Raw genomic sequence first — 21,865 nt, 5'->3', positions numbered from 1 at the left:
TAATTACATGTTTTTGGCTTTTTCTTGAGCTTCTTCGATAGAGCCAACCATGTAGAACGCTTGCTCTGGCATATCATCAAATTCACCGTTTAAGATGCCTTTGAAGCCAGCAATTGTGTCTTTAAGTGACACGTATTTACCCGGTGATCCTGTGAAAACCTCTGCCACGAAGAATGGCTGAGATAGGAAACGTTGGATTTTACGTGCACGAGATACAAGTTGCTTATCTTCGTCAGAAAGCTCGTCCATACCTAGGATTGCAATGATGTCTTTAAGTTCTTTATAACGCTGAAGAACTGTCTGAACGCCACGTGCTGTATCGTAGTGCTCTTGACCAATTACTAATGGATCAAGTTGACGTGAAGATGAATCAAGTGGGTCTACCGCTGGGTAGATACCAAGTGACGCGATATCACGCGAAAGTACTACTGTTGCATCTAAGTGAGCAAACGTTGTTGCTGGAGATGGATCCGTTAAATCATCCGCAGGTACGTATACCGCTTGGATTGAAGTGATTGAACCCGTCTTAGTAGATGCGATACGCTCTTGCAGTACACCCATTTCTTCAGCAAGTGTAGGCTGGTAACCTACCGCTGATGGCATACGACCAAGAAGTGCAGATACTTCAGTACCAGCAAGTGTGTAACGGTAGATGTTATCTACGAAGAAAAGTACGTCGCGACCTTCGTCACGGAACTTTTCAGCCATAGTAAGACCTGTTAACGCTACGCGTAAACGGTTACCTGGAGGCTCATTCATCTGACCGTATACAAGCGATACTTTATCAAGTACGTTTGAATCGTTCATTTCATGGTAGAAATCGTTACCCTCACGAGTACGCTCACCAACACCGGCGAATACTGAGTAGCCGCTGTGCTCGATTGCGATGTTACGAATAAGTTCCATCATGTTTACGGTTTTACCAACACCGGCACCACCGAATAAACCAACTTTACCACCTTTAGCGAATGGACATACAAGGTCGATTACCTTGATACCAGTTTCTAAAAGTTCTACTGAACTTGATTGCTCTTCGTATGAAGGCGCTGCACGGTGAATAGACATACGGTCTTCTTCGCCGATTGGACCAGCTTCATCGATTGGCTCACCAAGTACGTTCATGATACGACCAAGCGTTGCTTTACCAACTGGAACTTGAATCGCTTCACCTGTGTTTGATACTAATGCACCACGGCGTAAACCGTCAGTAGTACCTAGTGCGATAGTACGTACCACACCGCCACCTAGCTGTTGTTGAACTTCTAGAGTCAAACCAGCTAAATCGCCATCTGTTATTTTTAACGCGTCATATACGGCTGGCACGCTGTCTTGTGAAAATTCAATATCCACAACGGCGCCGATAATTTGGACGACCTTACCTAAACTCATGTCTATTCCTCTCGTTAATCTTTGCCCGAAGCATTAAACTGCTGCTGAACCAGAACAAATCTCACTAATTTCTTGTGTGATTGCCGCTTGGCGAGCCTTGTTATAAACAAGCTGTAACTCATCCATAAGGTCGCCTGCGTTATCAGTTGCAGCTTTCATTGCAACCATACGGGCGGCCTGTTCAGAGGCAGCATTTTCAACTACACCTTGGTATACTTGAGATTCCACAAAACGAACCATTAATGTATCCAAAATTGCTTTTGGATCTGGTTCGTAAATGTAATCCCAACGGTGTGCAAGTTCTTTGCTTTCGTCTTTTGGCAAAGGCAACAACTGATCGATTGTTGGCTCTTGCTTCATGGTATTTACAAACTTGTTGTAAACCACATACAAGCGGTCTAATTTGCCTTCATTGAATGCTTCTAGCATTACTTTTACCGGACCAATTACGTCGGTAATAGAAGGCGCATCGCCTAACCCTGATTTTTTGGCAAGTACTGTTCCACCAAAACGGTTAAAGAAAGTGCCGGCTTTTGAGCCCATAACTGCGAAATCTGCAGAAACACCTTTTTCTTTCCACGCTTTGATATCTAAAGATACTTTCTTAAACTCATTAGAGTTTAAGCCACCACATAAACCACGGTCGGTAGAAATGACGATATAACCAACGCGCTTGACCTCACGCTCTTCCATATATGGATGGCGATATTCAAGGTTAGCATTAGCAACATGACCGATCACTTTGCGTAAATTTTCAGCGTACGGACGGCTTGAAGCCACTCGTTCCTGTGCCTTTTTCATTTTAGACGCAGCAACCATTTCCATAGCGCTAGTGATCTTTTGAGTATTTTTAATACTACCGATCTTGCTTTTAATCTCTTTTCCGCTGGCCATGACTCTTTCTCCGAATCAAGGTGTGCTTTAGCGAACTAAAGCGCACCATTTATAACTAAATTACCAAGTTTGCGTAGATTTAAACTTCTCTAGAAGTTCTTTAAGCTGCGCTTCGATCTCGGCATTGTAGTTACCAGTTTCATTGATTTGAGCCATAAGCTCTGCGTATGTGCTGTTTGCATAAGAAAGTAACCCAGCTTCGAAATCCATGATTTTAACGATTTCGATATCTTGAAGGTAACCTTTCTCTGCTGCAAATAACGACAAAGACATTTCAGCAACAGACATTGGCGCGTACTGTTTCTGCTTCATTAGCTCTGTTACACGCTCACCATGCTCAAGTTGAGCACGAGTTGCATCATCAAGGTCAGACGCGAACTGCGAGAACGCAGCTAATTCACGATACTGAGCTAGGGCTAGACGAATACCGCCACCTAGTTTCTTAACGATTTTAGTTTGTGCAGCACCACCAACACGCGATACCGAGATACCAGCATTTACTGCCGGACGGATACCTGAGTTGAATAAGTCAGTTTCTAAGAAGATCTGACCATCGGTGATAGAGATAACGTTAGTCGGTACGAACGCAGAAACGTCGCCGCCTTGAGTTTCAATGATTGGCAATGCCGTCAATGAACCTGTTTTACCTTTCACTTCACCATTGGTGAACTTTTCAACGTACTCAGCGTTTACACGCGATGCACGCTCAAGAAGACGAGAGTGAAGATAGAATACGTCACCTGGGTATGCTTCACGACCTGGTGGACGCTTAAGTAGCAATGAGATTTGACGGTAAGCAACTGCTTGCTTAGATAAATCATCATATACGATTAATGCGTTTTCACCACGGTCACGGAAGTATTCACCCATAGTACAGCCCGCGAACGGTGCTAAGTACTGAAGTGCCGCAGACTCAGAAGCAGATGCAACAACTACGATAGTATTTGCTAATGCACCGTGCTCTTCTAATTTACGTACTACGTTAGCAATAGTAGATGCTTTTTGACCAATCGCTACGTACACACACTTAACGCCTGTGTCTTTTTGATTGATGATTGCATCGATTGCTAGTGCAGTTTTACCTGTTTGGCGGTCACCGATCACAAGTTCACGTTGACCACGACCCACTGGGATCATCGCATCGATAGATTTATAACCAGTTTGTACTGGCTCATCTACTGATTTACGTTCGATTACACCCGGTGCAATTTTTTCTACAGGTTCAAAACCGTCGTTATCTAAAGCGCCTTTACCGTCGATAGGTGCACCTAGTGTGTTTACAACACGACCAAGTAAACCAGCACCAACAGGAACTTCTAAGATACGACCAGTTGTGTATACTTTTACGCCTTCTGTAAGGTCAGCGTATGGACCCATTACTACTGCACCAATTGAGTCACGCTCAAGGTTTAGTGCGATAGCATAACGGTTGCCTGGAAGCTCAATCATTTCACCTTGCATACAGTCAGCAAGACCGTGGATGCGAATGATACCGTCAGTAACAGATACAATTGTACCTTCGTTACGAGCTTCACTTACAACTTCGAACTTCTCAATACGTTGTTTGATCAGATCAGAAATTTCAGTGGAATTAAGTTGCATGCTCTTCTTCCCAATTACGATTGTAGTGTAGTGGCTAAACGGTTTAATTTACCGCGAACAGTGCCGTCGATTACTGTGTCTCCAGCCTTAATCATAAGGCCACCAACAAGTGATTCGTCAACACTACAATTCAGCTTAACTTTGCGTGCGAAACGTTTTTCAAGTGCCGCTACCAGTGTTTCTTGCTGCGTTGCAGCAAGGGTTGTTGCAGAGGTGATGTCAACATCAATCTCTTTATCGTAATCTGCTTTAAAAGCAGAGAACAATTGTGCAACAGCTGGTAGGGCGGTCAAACGTCCATTTTCAGCCATAACCTTTACAAGGTTTTGACCGTATTCGTTGAGTTGCTCTGCACAAACAGAAATAACAATTTCTGATTGCTTATCAGCAGAGGCGCTTCCAGTTAGGAATTGAGCGACTTGTTCATTTTTCGCCACTTCTGAAGCAAAAAACAACATATCATTCCAACTCTCAACTACGCCTTTTTCAACGGCAAATTCAAAGGCCGCTTTAGCGTATGGGCGAGCGATTGTAGTCAATTCAGACATGCTCAGACCCTCCTATTAAAGCTCAGCTACAAGTTTTTCAACAATGTCGCTGTGCGCGGCTTCATTGATTTCGCGCTCTAGAATCTTCTGTGCGCCGATAACCGCTAAAGTAGCAACTTGCTTACGCAGTTCTTCTTTAACACGGTTACGCTCGGCTTCAATTTCAGAATGACCTTGAGCAATGATGTTTTCGCGCTCGTCGTGACCACGAGATGTCTCTTCGTCTACGATTTGCGTTGCACGCTTCTTAGCTTGCTCGATGATTTCAGCAGCTTGTGATTTAGCTTCTTTAAGTTCTGCAGTTGCTTTTTTACGAGCAAGTTCAAGATCTTTTTCAGCTTTATCAGAGGCCGCTAAACCATCTTCAATTTTTTTCTGGCGAGCTTCAATAGCACCGTTAAGTGGTGGCCACACAAACTTCATGCAGAACCAAACAAAAACGATAAATGCTATTAATTCGCCGAGTAGAGTAAGGTTTAAACTCACAACCACTCCTCCTTAGTCAATAGTTGATCGCGGATAAAGTATTTTTTCAATATTAAAGTGCGAACAACATGTATAGACCAATACCTACACCGATCATCGCGATAGCATCGATAAGACCCGCTACGATGAACATTTTAACTTGTAGTTGTGGTGCAAGCTCAGGTTGACGAGCAGCAGACTCAAGGAATTTACCACCTAAGTTACCAAAACCGATAGCAGTACCTAAAGCACCAAAACCGATAAGTAACGCTACAGCGATATATTTAAGACCTAGTACGATTTCCATTGTTTTCTCCGATTAATTTTCAAAGTTTAAAGTTTAAGTAAAAAAATCTTTATTGAACTGACGTCTGATTAATGATCAGTTGACGCCATGCTCAGGTATACAATTGTTAGCATCATGAAGATGAATGCTTGCAATACGATTACGAGAATGTGGAACACAGCCCATACGAAGTGCAGTGGTAATTGGAATAAGCCAATCGCTGCAATCAGAATGAAGATCAATTCTCCTGCGTATAAGTTACCAAATAAACGTAGTGCCAATGAGATTGGCTTAGCAAACAAGGTTACTAGCTCTAGTAACAAGTTTACTGGAATAAATAGTGCTTGAACCACTGGGTTCTTAACGTTAAACGGTTGTAATGTAAGTTCTTTAACAAAACCCATAACGCCTTTAACGCGAATCGAATAAAAGATGATAAGTGCGAATACACCTAAACCCATTGCTAACGTTAAGTTAAGATCGGTTGTAGGTACCACTTTCATATAAGTATGCGATTGACCGCTTGAAATAACATCCCAAGACTCACCACTAATCAATGCCGCAGCAGTTGGTAGGAAGTCAACAGGTATTAAATCCATTAAGTTCATCAAGAATACCCAGACAAAAATTGTCAGAGCAAGAGGGGCAATTAGTTTACTTTTACCGTGAAAGGTATCTTTCACGTTAGAGTCAACGAATTCTACGACCATCTCGATAAAGCACTGAAATTTACCAGGAACACCAAGCGTTGCTTTATTCGCAGCGCGCTTGAAGATCCATAGAAAGATCAATCCTAAACCGATAGACCATGCTAGGGTATCGACATTAAGTACCATCCACCAATTGTTAGGGTCGTCGGATAGACGCACCTGACCGTTGGTTAGGTGGTGCTTGATGTAACCCGTTAGAGTTAGCTCTTCACCTGCAACCATGTTATATCCCAAAAGTTAATGATTAAAAAAAACTGGCGCGAACAATCCAACGAACATCACTAATATAAAACTACAAAAAAATGGCAAAAAGATTACCGGATACAGTTTAAATATCAGCGCAAACAAAAAGATTGTTAGCAAAAATTTTAATCCGTTGCCGCGTTTAAACGAGGCAAACACTTGTTTTGCTTTACTAGCACCCATATAACGGAATGCATAGATAACAAATACAAAATTAGGGAGCACCGCTACAGTGCCTCCAGCGATAGCTGAAAGGCCTGCATCTACTCCCCAACCAACAAAAATGATTACAGCAGCAACTAATGCTACAACGCCCTGAAGACATATTAATTTTAATGCGGCAAGCCGATATGGCCTCGCTAACTTATTTGTCACGTTTAGTTAACCTTAGTGGCAATCTAATTGTCAGGGCATGAAAACTGGCGAAATTATACTGATTCCTACCAGTTTTGCAACTTGAGTCGGTGTATTGTGGTGCAAATTTGCGACGAATGTCTCTTTTTGGACATGATATTTATTAATGCTCGGAATTCTCTGCATTTATACGGCTTAAAATTCCATCTAACTCTTCTAAGTTAGTATACGAAATAACTAAGTTTCCTTTGCCTTTTTTGTTGTAGTTAATTTCAACTTTAGCACCCAAGTTTTCGGCTAATTGTTGTTCTAACTGTTTGACATCTGGATCTTTTTCGAAAGTTTCTTTTTTAGGGGCAGGTTCAATAATTGAACGAACTAATTTTTCTGTTTCGCGTACAGTTAAAGCCTTTGCTACAGCCAGTCGAGCAGCATCAGATTGTGCTTCACCTTCAAGGGCTAATAAACAACGCGCATGACCCATTTCAATATCGCCATGTTCCAACAATATTTTAACATCATCATTAAGGTTATTTAGTCGTAATAAATTAGTTACCGTCGTGCGTGATTTGCCTACGGCATCTGCCACTTGTTGGTGAGTTAATTCAAACTCAGTTAACAAACGGTGCAATGCAACCGCTTCTTCCATGGCATTTAGATCTTCGCGTTGAATATTTTCAATCAATGCGATGGCCACCGCAGCTTCATCAGGCACATCTTTAATGATACATGGTACTACGTCTAGCTTAGCTATTTGTGCAGCACGCCAGCGACGTTCACCAGCAATTATCTCATAACTGTTTTCTGCTACTGGACGAACTACAATTGGCTGAATAATCCCTTGCGATCGAATTGAGCTTGCTAGCTCTTCAAGCGCTTCTTCGGACATGTCTTTACGTGGCTGATATTTACCTGAGTGTAAAAACTCAATCGGTAGCTTTTGCAGTTCACTACTGGTTGGCTGAATAATTACATCCTGCTCACTCACGTTGGGTTGTTCAGTGCGGGCACTCGGTGCTGGTTTTGACGAGCTTAATAAAGCATCGAGTCCTCGGCCTAAACCGCGTTTTTTAGCAGACATGTTCTTTTTACCTCAAGTTAGGCGACGATTGGGGATATTTTTTCTTTTCTGCGTAACATTTCACCGGCAAGTGCTAAATACGCTTTAGCGCCACTTGATGCCCGGTCATAATACATTGCGGGTGCACCAAAACTCGGCGCTTCAGCTAAACGTACATTACGTGGGATCACGGTGCGGTATACTTTATCGCCAAAATGTTGTTTAAGCTGCTCAGATACATCATTGGCCAAACGATTACGCGGATCGTACATAGTACGTAAAATCCCTTCAATCTGTAGTTTTGGATTAACTAACTTGGCTAATTGCGTAATTGTGTCCATTAATGCGGTTAAGCCTTCAAGCGCATAATATTCACATTGCATAGGCACTAAAATTGAATCCGCGGCCGCCATTGCATTCACCGTAAGCATGTTCAGTGATGGTGGGCAGTCGATAAAAATAAATTCATATTGATCAGATATTTTTTCAAGGGCATTGCGTAGTCGTACTTCTCGAGCATAAAGCTCCATCAGTTTAACTTCGGCGGCGGTAACATCACCATTGGCAGCAATTAAATGATATTCACCAGAGGTTTCTTTAGTAACAACTTCTTCAATTGGTTTATCTTCGATTAATAAATCATAAATTGTTGCCACATCGCCGTATTTGTCTACGCCGCTACCCATGGTTGCATTGCCTTGCGGATCGAGATCAATAAGCAACACTTTACGTTTAGTTGCAGCCATTGATGCCGCGAGATTAACTGCTGTGGTGGTTTTACCCACACCACCTTTTTGGTTTGCTATTGCGATGACTTTTGCCACAGTATCTCTGATCCCTAGTCTTTAGAAAGAATAATTAAATGTCTTTGCGCATCTAATTTTGGTACTTCCAAGGTGATTTTTTGCTCGAACTTAACACCTGCTGGTAAAGATTCTAGCTCTTCACTTGGAAATACGCCTTTTAAGGCAATAAACTTACCTGAATGATCAATCAAGTGCGAACACCAGTCAACCATATCTTGTAAAGATGCAAAAGCACGACTCAATACACCATCTAATTTAACACTTGGTTGATAATCTTCAACTCTAGACTGCACTGGGGTTACATTTTTCAGACCTAGCTCATGTTTTACCTGCATTAAAAAACGCACGCGTTTACCTAAACTATCTAATAAAATAAATTGTGTCTCAGGTAATGCAATAGCTAATACGATACCCGGAAGACCAGGACCCGTACCAACATCAATATAATGATGACCGGGTAGGTGAGGTGCAACAACTAAGCTATCCATAATATGCTTAATCATCATATCCTCAGGTAAACGCACTGAGGTTAAATTATAAGCTTTGTTCCATTTATTGAGTAACTCAACATACTGAACCAATTGTTGCTGTTGTTTTTCAGTTAGCGCAATATCAGTTTGCGCTAACAAAGTAGTTAATTGTTGCTGTAACACAGTATTCCTTAATGACTACGCAATTTTACGTAGTAAGCCTTGCTTCTTCAGATAAACTAATAATAGCGAAATAGCAGCAGGCGTGATACCTGAAATACGTGATGCTTGACCGATTGTATCAGGACGCGCCTCAGTTAATTTAGCAACCACTTCATTTGATAGACCCGATACGATCGAGTAATCATAATCTTTAGGCAAAATAGTTAACTCATGACGAAGTTGCTTATTGATCTCTTCTTGCTGACGAGCAATATAACCTGCGTACTTAGTGTGGATCTCAACTTGCTCTAACGCTGTTGCATGATCAAACTCAGATCCTAATCCTTCGATCGCCATTAGATCGTTATAACGGATCTCAGGGCGACGTAATAATTCTTCTAAACTTGCTTCTCGGGTTAATGGTGTTTTAAGTAAGCCATTAACTTGATCAATTACAGCGTGATCTTTATGGATCCAAGTTTCTTTGATCCGTTGAGATTCTTTTGCAATGATATCCATTTTTTCATTAAATGCTTGCCAGCGTTCATCGTTAACTAAACCAAGTTCACGACCTTTTGCTGTTAAACGAATATCAGCGTTGTCTTCACGTAGTAACAAACGGTATTCAGCACGACTAGTAAACATACGGTACGGTTCTTTGGTACCTAGTGTAGTTAAATCGTCGATTAATACACCCACATAAGCTTCATCACGGCGTGGTGTCCAAGGCTCTTTACCTTGCACTTGCAATGCTGCATTCATACCGGCAATTAAGCCTTGTGCACCGGCTTCTTCATAGCCTGTAGTGCCATTGATCTGTCCAGCAAAGAACAAACCATCAATAAATTTGGTCTCTAATGATTTCTTTAAATCGCGTGGATCAAAAAAGTCGTACTCGATAGCATAGCCTGGACGGCAAATATGTGCATTTTCAAAGCCAGTGATTGATTGCACAATCTCTAATTGCACATCAAATGGCAAACTAGTTGAAATACCATTTGGATAAAGTTCATAAGATGTTAGGCCTTCAGGCTCAACAAAAATTTGATGTTTGTCTTTATCTGCAAAGCGAACAATTTTATCTTCAATAGAAGGACAGTAACGTGGACCAATCCCTTCAATAACACCTGAGTACATAGGTGAACGATGTAAATTATTGCGGATCACATCATGAGTTTTTTCATTGGTGTATGTGATGAAGCAAGAAATTTGTTGTGGATGATCTAACTGCTTACCCATAAATGAAAACACCGGTGTTATAGCATCACCAGGTTGTTGTTCCATTTTACTAAAATCAACTGTACGGGCATCAATACGTGGTGGCGTTCCAGTTTTTAAGCGATCAACACGAAATGGTAATTCACGTAAACGATTTGCTAATGCGATTGAAGGTGGATCACCAGCGCGACCACCTTTGAAGTTTTCTAAGCCAATGTGAATTTGGCCACCAAGGAAAGTGCCTACGGTTAATACCACAGAAGGTGCGCTAAAACGCAGTCCCATTTGAGTAACAACACCTGTTACTTTATTATTTTCAACAATCAGATCATCACATGATTGCTGAAAGATCTTCAGGTTATCTTGGTGTTGTAAAATATCTTGAATAGCAGCTTTATATAAAGCGCGATCTGCTTGTGCACGAGTAGCTCTTACTGCTGGTCCCTTTGAAGAATTTAAAGTACGGAATTGAATGCCGCCTTTATCAATTGCTTGGGCCATTGCACCACCTAGTGCATCAATTTCTTTAACCAAATGACCTTTGCCAATACCACCAATTGCTGGGTTACATGACATCTGACCAAGGGTATCCATATTGTGAGTCAGCAGTAGGGTATTCATACCCATACGTGCAGCAGCTAACGCAGCTTCTGTACCTGCATGTCCACCACCAACAACAATAACATCAAAATTTTCGTGAAAAATCATTTCGGGATCCTACTTAATCAACCAGCAAACTTTCAAGGGGGAGCGTATTCTACCTATAAATTTACAGAAGATAAATGATTAAACTGTGGCCAAGATCTAAGTAAATGATCTCTAATAATATAAAGGATCTTTTAAAGAGATCTTTTATTACTGTTACTACTACTGAGCATGATTTCTGTTGATAAGGTTTAGTTTACTTATTAAAACATAAAGTTAGTTCGGATCTAAAGGTGTTAATATGATCGGATCTAACTGATTATAAGCTCTGATCAAAAAGGCTCTTTATGCACAGGGGTATTGGATCAGATCTTATCCAATGGATAACATAGTCTTAAAACGCAGTTAGATCATAGCTTATCCACAATCTGATCTAAATACTCAGTAAATTGTGGGTAACTTTAAATTTGGATCTAAACTGTGATCTTAATTAAATACGGTTTATTTGCTCGATCCAGCTTGGTAACCAAGCTAATGCGGTGTCTTCTGGTAGTTCTTCATCAAGAATATTCAACTCTAAGCGCTCTGCTATACAGTGCGCGCCTTTACTTACTAAAAGTTGTTCTAGATTACGGCCAGCGAGGTTATAGGTATCATAACTGGTGTCACCTAAACCAATAACACTAAACTTTAATCCTTTTAAATCATTAACTTGATTAATATCTTCAACAAAGGATAAAAGGTTCTCAGGGTAATCACCAGCACCATAAGTAGAAGTACACAATAACCAGATAGTATTTTCTTGGTTTATCTGTGAAAAGTTAGGTTGATCATGAACTTCTGTAGTGATCCCTTGAGTAACTAACTGCTCTGCTAGTTGCTCACCTACATACTCAGCAGATCCCATTTGGCTGCCTATAATGATATTAACGGAGTTCATAATTCTATTTGATCACACAACTGCTTACTTATAGGCTTATGATAACTGAGTTTACTCAGCAGTAAAGCCTTGAATGAAAGTTTGTATAAGTATTTAAGGTACAATTTTTGATTGTTTTTATTTTTAATTCGTAATTGTTTGATATATATAAATAAAATAAAGTATTCCAATGTGTAATCTTCTGATCAAGCTGTTGATAAAAAGTGGGAAAGCTGGGTAGTAAAAACATAAGATCTTATTTTTATTTTACTAAGCTATTGATTTTACGTTTTATGAGTGGTGAATTTTCGTTTCATTAAGAGTTTTAAAACGAGTGATCAGAATGTGGATAGATCGCCTGTTGATAACGATCGTTTTGGCTATAAATTAATTTATGAAATGCCAAAAAATATTTCAAGTAGGGTGCTAAATAAGTAATTAATGGCAATTAAAGTTGATTTAGTGGGTTTATTGCTCGATTTATACTGTTTGAGCTAATAAATTGAGTACTTTTTATATGCCTCTAAGTTAAAAATGATCAAAAAAGCCCAAATTGTGGATAACAATTTGAGCTTGTGCTGATCAATTTCTAAATTAGTTGCTATTTTTATCACTAATTATGATTTTAATTTTGTATAAATAGCTTTTAAAACTCCGATTAGAATAAATGATCGCTACTTTTTGTGCTATTAAAAGTACTGCTAGCGGTAAAAATATAGGCTTTTGTGGCATCAAATAGTGCATTACCAAGCGTATATCTTTGCACGCCATGTGCAAATAATGAGCTGCTATTACTACTATTATCGCAAAGAAAATCACTTTTTAATGGCTGTGCCATCACGTTAAGTGGCACCTTAAGTGTCGTTGTTATTTGCTTTATTGCTGTTAAATCGGATAATCCAGGGATAAAAATACCATCAACGCCAGCGTCTTGATAAGCCAAAGATCGAGTTATTACATGTTCAAGAGAAGCCATATTTTGGCTGTAGCAATCAGTTCTAGCATTGATAAATAGCTGTGAAAAACCATACTTTTTAAGTGTATTTTTAATCGCTTTAAGGATTTCTACTTGGTGTTCTAGGGAGCGTAACTGAGCTGTTTTTTTATCTGAATCCTCAATATTAATACCGACAGCACCTAATTTGGCTACGGCCAAAACATGCTGACAAATAGTGTTTACGTCATTACTGTAACCTGATTCAATATCCACAGAAACAGCAATATTAACAGCATCGATTATTGGTTTTAGCTGACTTATAAACTCCTCAAATGAGCATTGTTCGCCATCTTCTTGACCTCTAGATTGGGCCATCCCCCAACTTGTTGTGGCGATAGCAGCAAAACCAGTATCAGCTAATATGCGAGCGCTTAATGGATCCCACGCATTTGGTAATAAAAATAATTGGTCTTGTTTATGTAATTGATGAAAGGTTTGGTATTTATTCATAATGATCTCAAAAGTGAATTTCATTATGACTATAAAAAGATTACGGTGACTACGCTGGCCAAATTCGGCACTGAACGTAAATTTTAAGCTCGTTGTAAAAACCTAAAAGGCAGTGATAGCGACGGATAATTTAGAGCGGTTGGTCAAGTCTGGTTATTAAATAACGACTTTTATTTTTTATTGAATACAGCTAATACCAATCGTGTAAAGTTACTGACAATTTATAGCGACAGATAAATACAGTGATAACAAGGCGTAAATTTTGACATGTAGTTGTTCTAATTGAAAAAATTATAACGCAGTTAGCGCTTTATGTAGTTCGCTAGAATGGTTAAATATTTAAGTCGATTGGTATAATAATATACTGGTTTTTGAAGGGGACTAAGAGTGCTTATATAAGCACCCTTAGTTTTTAATTATTTACCGATACAAAATGAGCTGAAAATTTTGCCAAGTAGATCGTCAGAGGTAAATTCACCGGTGATCTCGTTTAAGTAGTTTTGTGTTAAACGTAGTTCTTCAGCTAGGATCTCACCGGCAATATGCATCTCTAATTGGTCTTTGCCAGTTTGTAAATGATGAGCTGCGCTATCGAGTGCATCCAAGTGACGACGACGGGCCATAAAGCCGCCTTCGGTAGCTCCCTGAAAACCTATACATGCCTTTAAGTGAGTACGAACTAACTCTATACCATCAGCATTTTTAGCACTTAAGCTGATCACTGGATATTGCTGGTTTTCGCTCATACCGACTTCGTCACCCGATAAATCGGCTTTATTTCGGATCACGGTTACGCCCATACCGGCAGGTAGTTTTGCCATAAACTCTGGCCAAATAGCATGTGGGTCAGTGTCTTTGGTATCAGTGCCATCAAGCATAAACAACACGCGGTCGGCTTGTTTTATTTCATCCCATGCGCGTTCAATGCCTATTTGCTCAACGCGGTCTGGGCTTTCGCGCAGGCCTGCAGTATCTATAATATGTAGCGGCATGCCATCAATGTGAATGTGTTCTCGTAGTACGTCACGGGTGGTGCCGGCAATTTCAGTAACAATAGCGGCTTCACGCCCTGCAAGTGCATTTAGTAAACTAGATTTGCCTGCGTTAGGGCGCCCAGCAATCACCACGCGCATACCTTCACGCATAATGCTGCCTTGTTTTGCTTGATTGGTCACATTGCTTAGCTGAGTGATAATGACATTTAGATCACCAGAGACTTTACCGTCAGATAAAAAGTCTATTTCCTCATCGGGAAAATCAATGGCCGCTTCAACGTACATACGCAAGTGAATGACTTTTTCAACTAAGGTATCAATGTGCTTAGAGAACTCGCCCTGGAGTGATTGTAAGGCGCTTTTGGCTGCTTGTTCTGAAGTGGCATTAATTAAGTCAGCAATTGCTTCTGCTTGGGTTAAGTCCATTTTGTCGTTCATAAAGGCGCGCTCAGAAAACTCGCCTGGCTTTGCTAATCGCACACCTTCAATTTGGCTAATTTCTTTAAGTAGCATATCCAGTACTACAGGACCGCCATGGCCTTGTAGTTCAAGTACATCTTCGCCAGTGAAAGAGTTTGGCCCGGCAAAATAAATAGCAATACCTTGATCAAGTTGCTCGCCAGCAAGACTGTTAAATGGCACGTAATCGGCGTAACGCACCTTAGGGCAACGACCAATAATCTGTTCGGCGACGGTTTTTACTAAACTGCCAGAAACGCGAATAATACCAACGCCACCACGACCAGGTGCGGTTGCTTGTGCTGCAATTGTGTCTTGATTGATCATGCTAATAGTTTGCCAACTTAAAGAGTAATGGTATGGGCGTATTGTAACCTATGCAGTTATGACTGGCGAATAGCGGGCAATAAAAAAGGCGACCAATGGTCGCCTTAATTTAAGTAACTGAGCAAATTAGCCCCTGACTTTTATTCCTTGCTTTTCCATACCGCGATAGATGATCAGCATCTGTGCGATAGAGATAAGGTTTGATACTAACCAGTAAAGTACTAGACCAGATGGGAACCAAAGGAAGAACACTGAGAAGATAACCGGCATAAAGGTCATCATCTTTTGTTGCATCGGATCAGTTACCGTCATTGGTTGTAGCTTCTGAGTAATAAACATACTGGCACCAAATAAGATTGGTAGTACGTAGTATGGGTCTTTCGCAGATAAGTCAGTTAACCAAAAAATAAATTCAGCATGACGCAGTTCTGTTGATTCTAAGAATACATAAAATAGCGCTAAGAAAATTGGCATTTGCAGCAAAATAGGGAAACAGCCACCCATAGGGTTTACTTTCTCTTTGCGGTACATTTCCATGGTTGCTTGGCCGAATTTTTGACGGTCATCACCAAACTTTTCTTTTAATGCAGCCATTTTAGGCTGTAGGGCACGCATCTTCGCCATTGACGTATATTGCGCTTTGGTAAGTGGGTACATTGCTGATTTAACAATCACAGTAATGGCGATAATTGCCACACCCCAGTTACCTAGTATGCTATGTAGCCATTTTAATAGTATAAATAACGGCTGTGAGATAAACCATAACCAACCGTAATCGACAGTTAAATCTAAGTTCGGATGAATAGCTTCAAGTATATCCGACTCTTTAGGGCCCATATAGTAAGTTGCACCAAGAGTTGCTTGTTGGTTCGCTTGTACATTTATCGGCTCACCTTTAGCACCAATAATTGCTGCGTTGCCTTTAGCAATTAAGCTGTAAAGGGTATTTTGCTGTTCTTGCGAAGGAACCCACGCACTTACAAAGTAGTGCTGAATAAAAGCAATATAACCACCTTGCGTATTAATGCTAAGGTTTTTGTCGGCCATATCAGAAAAGCTATATTTCTCGTACTTTTCCTCAGCAGAACCATAGGCAGCACCTAAGTAGTTTTGGTCAACTAAGCTGCCTTTATCTTGTACTGTGCGTTTTACTTGCGTATACAGCTGTACTTGAATTGGCTCTGCGGTGGTGTTATTTACTGAGTATTCTAAAGCAACATCGTATTGACCTTTTTTGAATACATACGTTTTAGTAAAACTAACACCTTTGCTATCAGTAAATGTAAGTGGTACGCGAAGTTCGTCACCTGTTAAAGCAAATGTTTTTTGCTCAGAGTGATAAACTGGGCGACCTTCTGCAGATGCATCTGGGCCATTTAAGCCTATTAAACCACTTTGAGAGAAATATTGTTTACCATCAAACTCACCAAGTAACATATAAGGCGTTTCGCTGCCTTTTGTTTCTTCGTATTGCAGTAAGTCAGCTTCAACAATATCACCACCACGGGTGTCAATTTTAACTTTGAATACGTCAGTCGTAATTTCAATAACTGAACGTTTCGCGGTTGTTGCTGCAGTAGGTAATTCACCATCGGTTGATGATGGAACATAATCATCGGAGTCAGGGGAATTAGTTTGTAGTGTTTGTGTGTTGGCACTAGGATCGACTTTTGGTGCGTTGTAGTCTTTATTCCACTCTTGGAACAATAAAAACGATACAAGCATCAGGCCGATGAATAAAAACGTGCGTTGCGATTCCATAACAGCTCTTATTTCTCGTGTTGGTGGTTAATATGGGTTAATTTTTCAGGTACGGGATCATCCCCACCTGAATGTAAAGGATGACATTTTAATATGCGTTTAACCGCTAACCAACTCCCTTTTACAGATCCATGCAAATTAATTGCTTGAATAGCATAACTAGAGCAGGTTGGATTAAAGCGACAATGCGGACCTAACAGCGGACTAATCCACTTTTGATAACCACGAATTAATAACACTAAACAGCGCTTAGGAAAAGCAACAAGTGGTTTTAGTAACCTCATGATGTTCAAGCCTCTGCGTAATATTTAGTGAATGGATACCATGAATTTAAACGCCCAAAATGGAATTTTAAATGCATGATTAAAAGGTGAGCTAAAGATACCTTAATTAACCATGTAATTCTATTGCTATTGGCTCTGTTTATTGGATTTAGCCGATTTGTTGGGGCGTTTTTTAAACGGCGGTGGTTTTGGTGCACCAGGTTTACAGCGTTCGTTAATCTTGCGCCATAATTTAGTGAGTTGTTTAGTTAGCTCTTCATTTGACTGTTCATCAATACCACTTTTAACCATCAGCACAATATCGACATTATCAATAGTGTGTTGGTTTAAACGAAAACTTTCGCGAGCAAGACGTTTAATACGGTTTCGTTGGCAAGCTTTTTTAACCCGTTTTTTAGCGACAGTGAGTCCTAAGCGAGGTTTTGCTTGGTCATTGGGTTTTGCTAATAAGGTAAAGAAAGGAGTTGCGGCCCGAGCGGGTTCATTAAAGATGCGAGAGTAATGCGAGGGAGTTAACAGACGTAACTCCCTGCCAAAGTTAAAGTCTTCCACTTATATATTAAGCAGAAAGAACTTTGCGGCCTTTAGCGCGGCGACGAGCTAATACTTTACGGCCATTTACAGTTGCCATGCGAGCACGGAAACCGTGTGCACGTTTGCGTTTTAAAACGCTAGGTTGAAAAGTTCTTTTCATAACAATTCCATCCGATCGGTTAAAGGTTAAAACATCCTATGCAGGTCGCGATCCTGGCACAGGTGCCATTGCGAGCGCGAGATATTATCGATGAAGTGCCTTAAAGTCAACCATAATCGCATTTATAATAGAGGGGCGATAATAGATCTGTTGGCAGGATCTGCTAGGATCCTTATATTAAAGAAGTTTTCCACAGGCTCTGTATAAAAAGTGCATAAAAGCTTGGGGTAAGTAAAATAGATCACATAATTTGATCGCGATCCAAGCCCTTTTTTGCTATGATCATACTTTGAAGTTAAAAATAATTGCTATTAAAAATCAATGTCTTGCTTGTTTTTTTAGCCAGATCATATTTTTCAAAAAAATCAATCTTGTACTTGTGGATAAAGTGCATTCATAATACTCGGTCTTGGGTTAATAAATTGCCTAAATAATAGTAATAAATGTATGTTTTCCGGACACTAAAGATGACCGGGAATAAATACTAAGTCTTTGGGAGTTTAACTGTGTATCTGTCGGTTTGGCAAAGTTGTTTATATGTATTGCAAGATGAACTGCCTTCGCAGCAGTTCAGTATGTGGGTAAGACCACTACAAGCAGAAAGTACCGAAGATACCCTGACGATTTATGCACCTAATCGCTTTGTGCTTGATTGGGTAAGAGAAAAGTACTTAAACCGAATTAATGAATTACTTGTTGAGATTTGTAAGGATGAAGCGCCAGAGTTACGCTTTGATGTAGGTAGCAAGCCAATCCACAATGCGCAAGTGATCGCGCCTGCAACAACTGGCTCTGCGACCCCGATGAATCAGCCAGCAGCAAAGCAGCAACCAAAAGCAGCTAAAGCTGTGGTTGAGCCTGCACCTAAGTCTGGTTATAAATCAAACATAAAAGAAAACTACACCTTTGATAGTTTTGTTGAAGGTAAATCTAACCAGTTAGCAAAAGCTGCTGCGACGCAAGTTGCGGATAATCCTGGTGCTGCCTTTAACCCGGTATTTATATATGGTGGAACGGGTTTAGGTAAAACGCATTTATTACATGCGGTTGGCAATGGCATTATGGCAAATAAGCCAGATGCAAAAATTGTTTATATGCACTCAGAACGCTTTGTGCAAGATATGGTTAAAGCCCTGCAAAATAATGCTATTGAAGAATTTAAGCGTTATTACCGCAGTGTTGATGCTTTAATGATCGATGATATTCAGTTTTTTGCTAACAAAGAACGCTCACAAGAAGAATTCTTTCATACTTTCAATGCATTACTTGAAGGTAACCAACAAATTATTTTAACCTCAGATCGTTATCCAAAAGAGATTGAAGGGGTTGAAGATCGCCTTAAATCACGTTTTGGTTGGGGTTTAACCATCGCGATTGAGCCGCCAGAGCTTGAAACGCGAGTGGCTATTTTGATGAAAAAGCCCAGCAGAGTAAAATAAATTTACCTCACGAAGTGGCCTTTTTTATCGCTAAAAAATTACGTTCAAATGTGCGTGAGTTAGAGGGCGCGCTTAATCGTGTGATTGCTAATGCAAACTTTACTGGTCGACCAATTTCGATCGACTTTGTAAAAGAAGCATTACGTGACTTGCTCGCTTTGCAGGACAAACTGGTCACGATAGACAATATTCAACGTACGGTTGCTGAATATTATCGTATTCGTGTCTCAGACCTGCTATCTAAGCGCCGCAGCCGCTCTATCGCAAGACCTCGTCAAGTTGCTATGGCACTGTCTAAAGAACTTACCAATCACAGCTTACCTGAGATTGGTGATGCCTTTGGTGGCCGCGACCACACTACAGTATTGCATGCTTGCAGAAAGATTAAATCACTACGTGATGAAAGCCACGAAGTGAAAGAAGATTACCAAAACCTAATAAGAACATTGTCATCTTAGGGCTGACTTTATTATGCAAATAACTATATCAAGAGAACAATTTTTAAAACCTTTGGTGCAAGTATCCGGCGCAATTGAACGCAAGCATACCTTGCCAATTTTATCTAACGTTTTGTTAGAGGTTGAAAATGGCGAGCTTTCAATGACAGGTACAGACCTTGAGATTGAACTTGTTGCAAAGGTTTTTGTTGGCGATGATACCGCTGATACTAAATTGACTTTGCCAGCTAAAAAATTACTCGATATTTGTAAAAGTCTGCCAGACGGTTCAGATTTAACGTTGAGCAGTCAAGATCACCAACTATTACTGACCAGTGGAAAAAGTCGCTTTTCATTAACTACACTCGCTGCGGAAGACTTTCCTAATCTTGAGCAGTGGGACGGTGAAGTTGAATTTCAACTAACGCGCTTAGAACTGCGAAAGTTACTTGAAAGCACTCACTTTTCGATGGCCAATCAAGACGTACGCTATTACTTAAATGGTATGTCGTTTGAAGTAGATAATACTGATATAAAAACAGTGGCTACTGATGGTCACCGTTTAGCAATTGCGCAAAAACAATTAACGCAATCGTTAAACACTCAACGTCAGCTAATAATTCCGCGTAAAGGCGTACAAGAAATTATGCGGCTAATGGTTGCTGATGATGAGTTGGTGACAATTCAATTTGGTGCAAATCATATTCGTATTTTAGATACAGAGTTTACTTTTACTAGTAAATTAGTTGATGGGCGTTTTCCTGATTACCGCCGAGTATTGCCACGTGGTGGTGATAAAGTGATTACCGCAAATCGTGAATGGTTACGCAGTGCGTTTCAACGGGTATCTATTTTATCGAACGAGAAGTTTAGAGGTGTACGGTTAAACTTATCGAACGGACTATTAAAAATTACCGCCAACAACCCAGAGCAAGAGCAAGCTGAGGAAGTGGTTGAAGTGAGCTATCAAGGTGATGACTTAGAAATTGGCTTTAACGTATCGTATGTTTTAGATGTATTAAATACATTAAAAACAGAAGACGTTTTATTTACGCTTGCTGATTCAAATAGTAGTGCATTGATTGAAGGTGCTGGCGATGAAGAAGCCATGTACGTTGTTATGCCAATGCGCTTATAAGGCACTATGAGTTTAAGTCATTTGAGCCTCAATAATTTTCGGAATATTGAGGCACTCACTGTAGAGCCAGTGAATGGTATTAACATAATTTATGGTGAAAATGGCAGTGGCAAAACCAGCCTTCTTGAGGCTATTTATTACCTTTCTCATGGCAAGTCTTTCCGCACCCCAAAACACAAAAGTATCATTACGCACCATAAAGAAAAATTCACCATTCATGGTCGTAAATCACTTTATAACTTATCAATTCCAATCGGTATTAGTAAGACTTTAAGTGGTGAGACCGAATTAAAAATACAGGGTAAGTCTAGTCGTCGAGTGTCTGAACTTGCCCAGTTAATGCCAGTACAAGTGATCACCCCTGAAAGCTATTCGTTGTTTTTTGGAGGTCCAAAAGAACGCCGAAAATTTTTAGATTTAGGATTGTTCCACGTGGAACAAGACTTTTTCTATTTGTGGCAATCTTTCAATAAAGTATTAAAGCAACGTAATGCATTATTGAAAAGTAAGCCTAAGAATTATTTTGATCAAATCAAGTTTTGGGATAAAGAATTTGTTAGACTGGCAGACCAAATAAATAATTTACGAATTGCGTATATAAGTAGGTTTAAGCAGCAATTTTTTGATAAAATGTGTGCAGAATTAACGCTTATACGCGATTTAGAAATAAGTTTTTATGCTGGTTGGAAAGAAAATGAATCTCTAGCCGACGCTCTCGAACAAAGCTTTGAGCGTGATAGTCGCCAAGGTTTTACAAATAAAGGGCCGCATAAAGCTGATTTCAGTTTTAGTGTCGCTGGCAATAGTGTGGAAAACACCTTTTCACGCGGTCAATTGAAACTATTGCTTTATGCGTTAAAAGTAACGCAAAATAGTTTGATTGAGTCAGAGACAGAAAAGCAATCAATATTGCTAATAGATGATCTACCTTCAGAGTTAGGGGAAGATACGAAAGAGAAAGTAGGACAGTTATTGTCGCACTGTAGCTCTCAAATATTTATCTCTACAATTCAATCTGAAAGTATTTCTGCTGTGGTGGAACCCATGCAACGAGAACTACAAATGTTCCACGTGAAACATGGCAACCTAATAACAAGATAAGTGGGATTAACC

At 40.1% G+C, this 21,865-nt stretch carries 21 protein-coding genes and 1 pseudogene; 3 read left to right on the top strand and 19 right to left on the bottom strand.

Going from position 1 to position 21,865, the window contains the following annotated elements:
* Positions 1 to 3 precede the first annotated feature (3 nt).
* From atpD to rpmH, 19 genes are all read right to left on the bottom strand, one after another.
* A complete protein-coding gene (gene atpD, locus P4S61_RS08575) occupies positions 4 to 1,389 on the bottom strand; it encodes a F0F1 ATP synthase subunit beta (protein ID WP_145241681.1) in 1,386 nt (461 codons plus the stop codon).
* Between the two features lie 33 nt (positions 1,390 to 1,422).
* The gene (gene atpG, locus P4S61_RS08570) at positions 1,423 to 2,283 is read right to left on the bottom strand and encodes a F0F1 ATP synthase subunit gamma (protein WP_145241683.1); all 861 of its coding nucleotides are present in this window, start codon (positions 2,281 to 2,283) and stop codon (positions 1,423 to 1,425) included.
* 60 nt (positions 2,284 to 2,343) lie between these two features.
* Entirely contained in the window at positions 2,344 to 3,885 is a 1,542-nt protein-coding gene (atpA, locus tag P4S61_RS08565; RefSeq protein WP_145241685.1) for a F0F1 ATP synthase subunit alpha, read from the bottom strand.
* Positions 3,886 to 3,899: 14 nt separating this feature from the next.
* Positions 3,900 to 4,433: a F0F1 ATP synthase subunit delta gene (atpH, locus tag P4S61_RS08560; RefSeq protein ID WP_145241687.1), complete on the bottom strand. Its 534-nt coding sequence runs from the start codon at positions 4,431 to 4,433 to the stop codon at positions 3,900 to 3,902.
* A gap of 15 nt (positions 4,434 to 4,448) precedes the next feature.
* The gene (gene atpF, locus P4S61_RS08555) at positions 4,449 to 4,919 is read right to left on the bottom strand and encodes a F0F1 ATP synthase subunit B (protein ID WP_145241689.1); all 471 of its coding nucleotides are present in this window, start codon (positions 4,917 to 4,919) and stop codon (positions 4,449 to 4,451) included.
* Between the two features lie 52 nt (positions 4,920 to 4,971).
* Positions 4,972 to 5,205 (bottom strand): F0F1 ATP synthase subunit C, encoded by a 234-nt coding sequence (atpE, locus tag P4S61_RS08550; protein WP_009838908.1) that lies wholly within the window; start codon positions 5,203 to 5,205, stop codon positions 4,972 to 4,974.
* Positions 5,206 to 5,273: 68 nt separating this feature from the next.
* Complete coding sequence (atpB, locus tag P4S61_RS08545; RefSeq protein ID WP_337118120.1) at positions 5,274 to 6,116, bottom strand: F0F1 ATP synthase subunit A; 843 nt, start codon at positions 6,114 to 6,116, stop codon at positions 5,274 to 5,276.
* 15 nt (positions 6,117 to 6,131) lie between these two features.
* The gene (locus P4S61_RS08540; RefSeq protein ID WP_145241693.1) at positions 6,132 to 6,512 is read right to left on the bottom strand and encodes an ATP synthase subunit I; all 381 of its coding nucleotides are present in this window, start codon (positions 6,510 to 6,512) and stop codon (positions 6,132 to 6,134) included.
* Positions 6,513 to 6,654: 142 nt separating this feature from the next.
* Positions 6,655 to 7,572: a ParB/RepB/Spo0J family partition protein gene (locus P4S61_RS08535; RefSeq protein WP_182731923.1), complete on the bottom strand. Its 918-nt coding sequence runs from the start codon at positions 7,570 to 7,572 to the stop codon at positions 6,655 to 6,657.
* A gap of 17 nt (positions 7,573 to 7,589) precedes the next feature.
* Positions 7,590 to 8,375 (bottom strand): ParA family protein, encoded by a 786-nt coding sequence (locus P4S61_RS08530; protein ID WP_145241697.1) that lies wholly within the window; start codon positions 8,373 to 8,375, stop codon positions 7,590 to 7,592.
* 14 nt (positions 8,376 to 8,389) lie between these two features.
* Entirely contained in the window at positions 8,390 to 9,010 is a 621-nt protein-coding gene (gene rsmG / locus P4S61_RS08525) for a 16S rRNA (guanine(527)-N(7))-methyltransferase RsmG (protein WP_149983167.1), read from the bottom strand.
* A gap of 15 nt (positions 9,011 to 9,025) precedes the next feature.
* A complete protein-coding gene (gene mnmG / locus P4S61_RS08520; protein ID WP_145241701.1) occupies positions 9,026 to 10,915 on the bottom strand; it encodes a tRNA uridine-5-carboxymethylaminomethyl(34) synthesis enzyme MnmG in 1,890 nt (629 codons plus the stop codon).
* A gap of 427 nt (positions 10,916 to 11,342) precedes the next feature.
* Positions 11,343 to 11,792, bottom strand: coding sequence for a flavodoxin domain-containing protein (locus P4S61_RS08515; RefSeq protein ID WP_145241703.1), 450 nt, complete (start codon positions 11,790 to 11,792; stop codon positions 11,343 to 11,345).
* Between the two features lie 637 nt (positions 11,793 to 12,429).
* Positions 12,430 to 13,218 (bottom strand): isocitrate lyase/PEP mutase family protein, encoded by a 789-nt coding sequence (locus tag P4S61_RS08510; RefSeq protein ID WP_182759106.1) that lies wholly within the window; start codon positions 13,216 to 13,218, stop codon positions 12,430 to 12,432.
* A gap of 416 nt (positions 13,219 to 13,634) precedes the next feature.
* A complete protein-coding gene (gene mnmE / locus P4S61_RS08505; protein WP_337118119.1) occupies positions 13,635 to 14,999 on the bottom strand; it encodes a tRNA uridine-5-carboxymethylaminomethyl(34) synthesis GTPase MnmE in 1,365 nt (454 codons plus the stop codon).
* A gap of 126 nt (positions 15,000 to 15,125) precedes the next feature.
* On the bottom strand, positions 15,126 to 16,760 hold the full coding sequence (gene yidC, locus P4S61_RS08500) for a membrane protein insertase YidC (RefSeq protein WP_145241709.1): 1,635 nt from the start codon (positions 16,758 to 16,760) through the stop codon (positions 15,126 to 15,128).
* Between the two features lie 8 nt (positions 16,761 to 16,768).
* On the bottom strand, positions 16,769 to 17,044 hold the full coding sequence (gene yidD / locus P4S61_RS08495) for a membrane protein insertion efficiency factor YidD (RefSeq protein ID WP_064668255.1): 276 nt from the start codon (positions 17,042 to 17,044) through the stop codon (positions 16,769 to 16,771).
* 126 nt (positions 17,045 to 17,170) lie between these two features.
* The gene (rnpA, locus tag P4S61_RS08490) at positions 17,171 to 17,596 is read right to left on the bottom strand and encodes a ribonuclease P protein component (RefSeq protein WP_145241711.1); all 426 of its coding nucleotides are present in this window, start codon (positions 17,594 to 17,596) and stop codon (positions 17,171 to 17,173) included.
* A gap of 7 nt (positions 17,597 to 17,603) precedes the next feature.
* The gene (gene rpmH, locus P4S61_RS08485) at positions 17,604 to 17,738 is read right to left on the bottom strand and encodes a 50S ribosomal protein L34 (RefSeq protein WP_004335215.1); all 135 of its coding nucleotides are present in this window, start codon (positions 17,736 to 17,738) and stop codon (positions 17,604 to 17,606) included.
* Positions 17,739 to 18,244: 506 nt separating this feature from the next.
* Here rpmH and dnaA point away from each other — a divergent pair.
* The 3 genes and pseudogenes from dnaA to recF all read left to right on the top strand — a co-directional run bounded on the left by dnaA (position 18,245) and on the right by recF (position 21,853).
* Positions 18,245 to 19,635 (top strand): annotated as a pseudogene (gene dnaA / locus P4S61_RS08480) (chromosomal replication initiator protein DnaA).
* Positions 19,636 to 19,648: 13 nt separating this feature from the next.
* Positions 19,649 to 20,752, top strand: a complete 1,104-nt coding sequence (dnaN, locus tag P4S61_RS08475; protein WP_145241715.1) for a DNA polymerase III subunit beta — start codon at positions 19,649 to 19,651, stop codon at positions 20,750 to 20,752.
* Positions 20,753 to 20,758: 6 nt separating this feature from the next.
* Positions 20,759 to 21,853 (top strand): DNA replication/repair protein RecF, encoded by a 1,095-nt coding sequence (gene recF / locus P4S61_RS08470; protein WP_145241717.1) that lies wholly within the window; start codon positions 20,759 to 20,761, stop codon positions 21,851 to 21,853.
* The last annotated feature ends 12 nt before the right edge of the window (positions 21,854 to 21,865 follow it).

The sequence above is a fragment of the Pseudoalteromonas sp. B160 genome (genome assembly GCF_037162485.1).
Lineage (GTDB): Bacteria > Pseudomonadota > Gammaproteobacteria > Enterobacterales > Alteromonadaceae > Pseudoalteromonas > Pseudoalteromonas rhizosphaerae.
The sequence above is the reverse complement of the archived record's forward strand: the minus strand, read 5'-3'. Positions and strand labels throughout refer to the sequence as shown.